Source organism: Nocardioides sp. NPDC057772, assembly GCF_042798075.1.
GTDB lineage: Bacteria > Actinomycetota > Actinomycetes > Propionibacteriales > Nocardioidaceae > Nocardioides.
The window spans coordinates 1-8,125 of record NZ_JBHVKN010000224.1 but is presented as its reverse complement, the minus strand read 5'-3'; the positions used below and the strand labels follow the sequence as shown (position 1 = coordinate 8,125).

At 71.0% G+C, this 8,125-nt stretch carries 7 protein-coding genes and 1 pseudogene; 1 reads left to right on the top strand and 7 read right to left on the bottom strand.

Annotated elements, in window-relative coordinates; genetic code table 11:
* A partial coding sequence (locus ACFVJS_RS24275; RefSeq protein ID WP_378885832.1) for an amidohydrolase occupies positions 1-1,140 on the bottom strand: 1,140 nt, incomplete at its 3' end.
* A 12-nt stretch (positions 1,141-1,152) separates the two neighbouring features.
* Positions 1,153-2,133, bottom strand: a complete 981-nt coding sequence (gene meaB, locus ACFVJS_RS24270) for a methylmalonyl Co-A mutase-associated GTPase MeaB (RefSeq protein WP_378885831.1) — start codon at positions 2,131-2,133, stop codon at positions 1,153-1,155.
* 117 nt (positions 2,134-2,250) lie between these two features.
* Here meaB and ACFVJS_RS24265 point away from each other — a divergent pair, with 117 nt between their 5' ends.
* Positions 2,251-3,237 (top strand): LLM class F420-dependent oxidoreductase, encoded by a 987-nt coding sequence (locus ACFVJS_RS24265; RefSeq protein ID WP_378885829.1) that lies wholly within the window; start codon positions 2,251-2,253, stop codon positions 3,235-3,237.
* A gap of 33 nt (positions 3,238-3,270) precedes the next feature.
* Here the strand turns inward: ACFVJS_RS24265 and ACFVJS_RS24260 are convergent, their stop codons facing one another.
* The 5 genes and pseudogenes from ACFVJS_RS24260 to ACFVJS_RS24240 all read right to left on the bottom strand — a co-directional run.
* Entirely contained in the window at positions 3,271-3,648 is a 378-nt protein-coding gene (locus tag ACFVJS_RS24260) for a type II toxin-antitoxin system VapC family toxin (protein ID WP_378885827.1), read from the bottom strand.
* The gene (locus ACFVJS_RS24255; RefSeq protein WP_378885825.1) at positions 3,645-3,902 is read right to left on the bottom strand and encodes a hypothetical protein; all 258 of its coding nucleotides are present in this window, start codon (positions 3,900-3,902) and stop codon (positions 3,645-3,647) included. Before ACFVJS_RS24255 ends, ACFVJS_RS24260 begins: the two co-directional genes overlap by 4 nt.
* Positions 3,903-3,954: 52 nt before the next feature.
* Entirely contained in the window at positions 3,955-5,658 is a 1,704-nt protein-coding gene (locus tag ACFVJS_RS24250; protein WP_378885823.1) for a serine/threonine protein kinase, read from the bottom strand.
* A 61-nt stretch (positions 5,659-5,719) separates the two neighbouring features.
* Positions 5,720-7,888, bottom strand: a complete 2,169-nt coding sequence (gene scpA, locus ACFVJS_RS24245; protein ID WP_378885821.1) for a methylmalonyl-CoA mutase — start codon at positions 7,886-7,888, stop codon at positions 5,720-5,722.
* Positions 7,885-8,125: pseudogene (locus ACFVJS_RS24240) on the bottom strand (methylmalonyl-CoA mutase); the annotation flags it as partial. The gene scpA and the pseudogene ACFVJS_RS24240, both read right to left, overlap by 4 nt.

Genomic DNA, 8,125 nt, shown 5'->3' with positions numbered 1-8,125 from the left:
GACGCCCACCGCGCGCTCGTCGATGCGCAGGTCGCCCTGGTGCAGGTCGTAGGTGGGGCCGCCGGGGGTGCGTACGCCGAGCCGGAACATCGACCCCGGGACCTGCTCCTGGTACCACCCGAAGTCCTCGCCGCCGAGGCTCTGCGCGGAGACGACCGCGCCGCGCTCGCCGAGGACGTCCCGGACCGTGTCGACGAGGATCTGGTGGGACTGCTCGTCGTTGCTCACCGGCGGCACGCCGCGGGTGTAGTCGACGGCGGCCGTCACGCCGTATGGCGCGATGATCTCGGCGACGACCTCGCGCACCACATGCTCGACCTCGCTCCAGGCGTCGCTGTCGAGGATCCGCACCGTGCCGCCGACCGAGCCGTGGGCGGGGATCACGTTGTGGGCCAAGCCGGCCGAGACCTTGCCCCACACCACGCTGATGCCGGCCCGGGGGTCCATCCGCCGGCTCAAGATCACCGGCAGCTCCGTGGTCACCTTGGCGAGCGCGAAGACCAGATCGCCGGTCAGGTGCGGGCGCGAGGTGTGGCCGCCGGTGCCGCTCAGATGCACGTCGATCACGTCGGAGGCGCTGGTCAGCGCACCGGAGCGGAGCCCGACGCGGCCGACGTCGACGGTCGGGTCGCAGTGCAGCGCGAAGATCCGGTCGACGTCGTCGAGCGCGCCCAGGCTCATCAGGTGCAGCGCCCCGCCCGGCATGACCTCCTCGGCGGGCTGGAACAGCAGGCGTACGCCGCCGGGCAGCGGTGACTCACGGTGCAGGTCGGCGAGGGCGAGGCCGGCCCCGAGCAGCGCGGTGGTGTGTACGTCGTGGCCGCACGCGTGAGCGACACCGGGGACGGTGCTCGCCCAGACGTCGGTGGTGACGTCGTCGACGGGCAGGGCGTCCATGTCGCCGCGCAGCGCGACGATCCGCGCGTCCTTCCCGGTTCCACCCAGGTCGGCGATGAGGCCGGTGGCGGAGGGCCGCTCGACCAGCCAGCCTGCCTTCTCCAGGCGCTCGGCGACCAGCTCGGTGGTGCGATGCTCCTGCCAGGAGAGCTCCGGGTGCGCGTGGATGTCACGACGCAGGTCGATCAGCTCGGCTTCGTAGGCATCGACTCGCTCGGCGAGGAAGGCAGCAGGCTCCAGCATGGTCCCGTCAGACTAATCCTTGTCGTAGGCGGCCAGGATCCTGTCCGCGGCCACGGTCGCCGGAAGCTCGCCGGAAAGCACCTCGCCACGGATCTGGTCGCGGATCGCCTTGACCCCCGGCGAGTGCTTGAGGCGCTGGTCGAGCTCGTCGCGGACCAGGGCCCAGGTGAAGTCGAGCTGCTGCTCGGCACGCTTGGTGCGCAGACCGTCCTTGCCGAGGTGGGCACGGTGGGCCATCACCTGCTCCCAGACGGAGTCGACGCCGTCGTCGTGGAGCGCCGAGGCGGTGATCACCGGCGGCGCCCACTCCTCGCGAGAGCGCACCAGCCGGAGCGCGCCGGCGAGCTCGCGCGCGGCCGCGCGCGCCTCCTGGGCGCGGTGGGGATCGTTGGGGTCGGCCTTGTTGACCGCGATCACGTCGGAGATCTCCAGGATGCCCTTCTTGATCCCCTGCAGCTGGTCACCGGTGCGCGCGATGGTGAGGAACAGGAAGGTGTCCACCATCCCTGCCACGGTCACCTCGGACTGCCCGACGCCGACCGTCTCGACGAGGATCACGTCGTAGCCGGCAGCCTCCAGCACCGCCATCGCCTGGACGGTCGCCTTGGCGACACCGCCGAGGGTCCCGGCGCTCGGCGAGGGCCGGATGAAGGCGTTGGGGTCCACCGAGAGTCGCTGCATACGGGTCTTGTCGCCCAGGACCGAGCCGCCGGTGCGTACCGAGGACGGGTCGACGGCCAGCACCCCGACCTTGAGGCCGTTGGCGGTCAGCCGGCTGCCGAGCGCCTCGATGAAGGTCGACTTGCCGACGCCCGGGACGCCGGAGATCCCGACCCGCACCGTGTCGCCCGCCGGGAGCTTGGTCAGCAGATCGCGGGCGATGTCGCGGTGCTGGGGCTTGGTCGACTCCACCAAGGTGATCGCCCGTGACACCGCCGCCCGCTTGCCGTCGCTGATGCCGTCGAGAAGGTCTTGTACGTCGGGCCCTGGCATGCCCAGCACCTTAGCCAATTCGTCGAGCCCTGGACGGCGCGGCTCGACCAGCGGCGAAGCAGGGGGCGGAGTCCAGATGCGTGAATGGCCGCCCGGCACGCTGGGTACAGAACGTTCATGACGGATCTCGGCTACACCTTGTTCACCGAGCAGAGCGGACCCCGTGACCTCGTCCGGTACGCCACCGCGGCCGAGGAGGCGGGCTTCGACTTCGAGGTGATGAGCGACCACTACTCGCCGTGGCTGACGGAGCAGGGGCACGCGCCGTACGCTTGGAGCGTGCTCGGCGCGGTCGCCCACGCCACCTCGCGCGTGGGCCTGATGACCTACGTCACCTGCCCGACGCTCCGCTACCATCCCGCCGTGGTGGCGCAGAAGGCCGCCACCGTGCAGCTGCTCGCCGAGGGCCGCTTCCGGCTCGGACTCGGCTCCGGCGAGAGCCTCAACGAGCATGTCGTCGGCCAGGGCTGGCCCTCGGTCCAGGAACGGCACGCGATGCTCCGCGAGGCGGTCGGGATCATCCGCGACCTGCACACCGGCGAGCTCGTCGACCACCGCGGTGAATACTTCCAGGTCGACTCCGCCCGGATCTGGGACCTCCCCGAGGAGCCCGTCGAGATCGGGCTCGCCGTGGGCGGCGAACGCGCCATCGAGGAGCTCGCCCCGCTCGCCGACCACCTGATCGCCGTCGAGCCCGAGGCGTCGCTGGTCGACGCCTGGAACGGTGTCGAGGGTGCCAAACGGATCGGCGCCGAGGCCCGCGCGATCGGCCAGATCCCGATCTGCTGGGACCCCGACGAGGAGACCGCCGTACGCCGTGCACACGAGCAGATGCGCTGGTTCAGCGGCGGCTGGGAGGTCAACGCCAACCTGCCCACGCCGGCCGGTTTCGCCGCGGCCACCCAGCTCGTCCGTCCCGAGGACGTCGCCAAGTCGGTGCCGTGCGGTCCCGACCTGGACGCGATCGTCGAGGCGGTCTCGGCCTACTGGAAGGCAGGCTTCACCGACATCGCGCTGGTGCAGATCGGCGACGAGACCCAGGACAGGTTCCTCGCCGAGGCCGCCCCGCCGCTGCTCGAGCGGCTCCGGGCGGCTGCGCCCTGAGCCGTCCGGCTGTGATCCCTCAGCGTCGCTGTATCACGGCAGGACGTGAAGCCCACGGCTCCGCGCGACGTCCCGAAGCCGCTCGTCGAAGCTCGCGAGCGACGCTGCATGCGCGGTGGCGGCCATGAGGACACAGCAGTCCGGCATCTTGAGCGGGGTGGCCACGCGAAGGTCGGCCGTTCTTCGCGCTTCGTCCGGGACCCGATCCAACTCACGGATTCCGACGGCCTCCACCTTCTCGATCACCTCGGCCGCTCGGCCATCCCGCGTCGGGCGCACCAGCACCTCGGCGAGCGTCAGGGTGTGGATCCGGTAACGCTCCATCGTGGAGAGGACATTCAGCGCCTGGACGTGGTGGATGTCGGTCTTGTCGAGGTAGGCGATCAGCACGCTGGCATCGAGGATGATCAAGCTGGCCAGTCCTCGCGCAGCTCGTCGAGGTAGCCCTCGCCGAACTCGAACCCGCCGGCGTTGGCTTCCACCACGCGGCGCCGCGCTGCGAGCTGATCGGCCTCCTCACGTTCGAGAGCCTTCGCGCCCTCCTCCGCTAGGGCGGCGATCAGGGCACTACGGGACTTCCCGGGCCAACGACGCTCCGCTGCCTCAAGGGCAGCAGCAAGTTCGTCGGTCTCGGTCACCTGGTGACGCGGTCGAGAAGTCGGCATACCAGAAGTGTACCACTGCGGCTTCAGGTGGTGCACCGTCGAGTCCTAGCGATCACCGAGCACGGCGAAGGACGTCGCGGAGAATGTCGGGGAGCTGGCTCGACCGAGCGTCGTCCAGGGGCATCCACGAGACACCGACCTGCAGCACATACCAGGCGATCCCGGCGGCGATGATCGCCAATGCGACGGCAGCGACAACCCATCGCTGGGACGGCGACGAGGCGGCGCGGGCAACCGGGCCGACGGTGTCGCGGACCCGCTGCGAGGCGAGCCAAGCGGCGGACATGAACGTCATAGCGGCGGCGTAGAGCGCGGCGGCCAGCGGCGCCCCGAGTGCCAGGGAACCCACGCCGACGGCGGCCGCGATCACGCCGGTCAGCACGGTCAGCGCAGCCGTGCCGGGGACGGCGCGCACCAGGTCCCACGGCGAGCGGATGAGTGCCCACGGCCCGTCGTACCACTTCCGGCCGCGCGCCTCGCGGCGCTTCGTCAGGTGGTCGGCGGCGAGCGACACGGCGCGCAGCAGCCAGACCCCGAGGCAGAGGAGCGCGACCCCGAGGAACGGGTACGCAGCGACGACGCCGGCCAGGATCGCGGCGAGCGCGAGCAGGATCAGGAAGTGCATCGGACCGGGCCAGCGCTTCAGGTTGGCATGCTTGCTGGGCGGGCTCCACCCGGGCTCCGGCGGGGGTGCCGGCGGCGTCTGCGGGTCGAACCGCCGCACCACCACCGGCTCGGCCGGGGCGTCCGCGACCGTCACCGCGGTCGGCGGCACCTGCTCCATCTCCGGCGGCACCACCTCCGTCACCGCGTCGCCGGCAGCGTCCGGGTCGACCAGCGTCGGCTTGAGCCCTGCGCTCACGGGTGCGGCGGCCAGCGGCAGCGTCAGCGGCAGCACCTTCGTCACCGCCGCAGCGTCGCCGCCGGACCACGGCACCTCGGGCTCCATCAGCCACTCCCGCAGCTCCTCGAGTCCCGGCCGGTCCGCGGGATCCGTCGCCAGCGCCAGCGTCAGGACTTCTCGCATCGGACCGTCGATGCCGTCGAGATCGTGCTGGCCGCGGCGTACGCGATCCAGGACGGCCATCGACGGCCCGGTCCCGAACGGCGGCCGGCCCAGCAGCGCATAGGCGGTGGTGGCCGCCCACGAGTGCACGTCGCTGGCAGAGGACGCGGGCGTCCCCTCCAGGATCTCCGGCGCCAGGTAGCCCGGCGTGCCGACCAGCCACCCGGTCAGGGTGATCTTGGGATCGTCGGCGACCCGCGCGAGCCCGAAGTCGATGAGCACCGGCGTACGTCCCTCCATCACCACGTTGGAAGGCTTCACGTCGCGGTGCAGCACGCCGGCGTCGTGGCAGGCCGCGACGCCGTCGGCGAGGCAGCGGGCCAGCCAGAACCGGTCCTCGCCGAGGACCGGGCCGTCGTCCCTGACCCGGTCGTGCAGCGTCGGGCCCGGGACGTAGCGGGTCGCGACGTAGGGCAGGTCCGCATAGGGGTCGGCGTCGACGATCTCGGCGATCCACGGGCTGCGCACCTGTCGCAGCGACCGGACCTCGCGCTCCAGCCGGGCGCGGGCCTCCTCGTCCCCCACGACATGCGTACGCAGCACCTTCAGCGCCACCCGCTCGCCGGTCTCCTCGTGGCGGGCCAGATGGACGACACCCATGCCGCCCTCACCGAGCTTGGTGAGGAGCTCGTAGGCCCCCACTCTCACCAGCCCGTCCCCGGGTGCCCGCCCGGGGCGTAGGTCCGTCACAGCTCCGAGGCTAGACGAGCCCGACGCCCCCGGCGAGGACAAACTCCGGGTCGGTCAGACCTCAGTGATCGAGCTGCTCCCGCAGCCGACCGAGCAGGTCGAGGGCGGAGTCGGCGATGACGGTGCCGGGAAGGAAGACCGCGGCCGCGCCCATCTGCTCGAGCGTCGCGACGTCGTCGGGCGGGATGACGCCGCCGATGACGATCATGATGTCCGGGCGTCCCTGCTCCTCCAGCGCCGCCTTGAGCGCGGGGAGCAGCGTGAGGTGACCGGCAGCCAGCGACGAGACCCCGACGATGTGTACGTCGGCGTCGACCGCCTGCTGCGCGACCTCCTCGGGCGTGGAGAACAGCGGGCCTACGTCGACGTCGAAGCCGAGATCGGCGAAGGCCGAGACCACGACCTTCTGGCCGCGGTCGTGGCCGTCCTGGCCCATCTTGGCGACGAGGATGCGCGGGCGGCGGCCCTCGGCCTCCTCGAACTCCTTGGTCGCCTTCAACACCTCGGTGACCTTCGAGTCACCCGACGTCGTCGCCTCGTCCCGGTACACACCGGAGATGGTACGGATGACGGCTTGGTGCCGTCCCCATGCCTTCTCCATCGCGTCGGAGATCTCACCGACGGTCGCCTTGGCGCGGGCGGCGTCGACGGCCAGCGCGAGCAGGTTGCCGTCCAGGTTCGCCCCGGACTTCTCAGCGCTCGCGGCGTTCGTGATGGCCTCCAGGGCCCGGCGTACGTCCTCGTCGTCGCGCTCCGCACGCAGCCGCTCCAGCTTGGCGACCTGCTGCTTGTAGACCTGGTCGTTGTCGACCTTGAGCACGTCGAGCGGGTCCTCGGCAGGAAGCCGGAAGGTGTTGACGCCGATCAGCTTCTGCGCGCCGGAGTCGAGACGCGCCTGGGTGCGGGCCGCGGCCTCCTCGATGCGCATCTTCGGGATGCCCTGCTCGATCGCCTTGGCCATCCCGCCGGCCGCCTCGGCCTCCTGGATGTGGGCCCAGGCGCGCTCGGCCAGATCGTGCGTCAAGCGCTCGACGTAGTAGGAGCCGCCCCACGGGTCGATGATCTCGGTGGTGCCGCTCTCCTGCTGCAGGAGCAGCTGGGTGTTGCGGGCGATGCGGGCCGAGAAGTCGGTCGGCAGCGCGATCGCCTCGTCGAGAGCGTTGGTGTGCAGCGACTGGGTGTGCCCCTGGGTCGCGGCCATCGCCTCGATCGCGGTGCGACCGACGTTGTTGAAGACGTCCTGGGCGGTCAGCGACCAGCCGGAGGTCTGGCTGTGGGTCCGCAGCGACAGCGACTTGGGGTTCTTCGGGTCGAACTGGCTCACCAGGCGCGACCAGAGCGCCCGGGCCGCGCGCATCTTGGCGACCTCCATGAAGAAGTTCATCCCGATCGCCCAGAAGAAGCTCAGCCGAGGCGCGAACGCGTCCACGTCGAGGCCGGCTGCCAGACCGGTGCGCAGGTATTCGACACCGTCGGCCAGCGTGTAGGCGAGCTCGAGGTCGGCGGTCGCCCCGGCCTCCTGCATGTGGTAGCCGGAGATCGAGATCGAGTTGAACCGGGGCATCTTCGCGGCGGTGTAGGAGAAGATGTCGCCGATGATCCGCATCGACGCCGCCGGCGGGTAGATGTAGGTGTTGCGGACCATGAACTCCTTGAGGATGTCGTTCTGGATGGTCCCGGCGAGCTTCTCGGGCGGAACACCCTGCTCCTCGGCCGCCACGATGTAGAGCGCCAGAACCGGCAGCACCGCACCGTTCATCGTCATCGAGACCGACATCTGGTCCAGCGGGATGCCGTCGAACAACGTCCGGGTGTCGTAGATCGAGTCGATCGCCACACCCGCCATACCGACGTCGCCGCGCACCCGCGGGTGGTCGGAGTCGTAGCCACGGTGGGTGGCCAGGTCGAAGGCGACGCTCAGACCCTTCTGGCCGGCGGCGAGGTTGCGCCGGTAGAACGCGTTGGACTCCTCCGCGGTCGAGAACCCGGCGTACTGCCGGATCGTCCACGGCTGGGTCGTGTACATCGTCGGGTAGGGCCCGCGCAGGAACGGGCTCAGTCCGGGGTAGGTGTCGAGCGCGTCGAGGCCCTCGAGGTCGGCAGGCCCGTACGCCGGCTGGATCTCGATGCCCTCGGGGCTCAGCCAGCCCTCGCCCGACGGGGCGGCGGCAGCGTACGCCGGGGTCTCGCCCTTCAGCGGAAGGCCCTTGAAGGAGCTGGGGATGGTCATGCGAGCTTCTCCCTCGTAGCGGTCAGGAACGACAGCGCGTCGACACCCAGCGAGGCGGCGTCGTCCACCTCGGCCTCGACGGCGTCGGGCTTCCCGGCGATGATCACGTGCGTGGCGCCGGCCTCGCGGAGGGCCGCGATCGCGGCCGCGCCCCACTCGGCGTACGCCTTGTCCGAACCGGCCAGGCAGACGACCGGCAGCGCGCCGGCATGCCCCAGAGAAGCTGCACGGTACCTG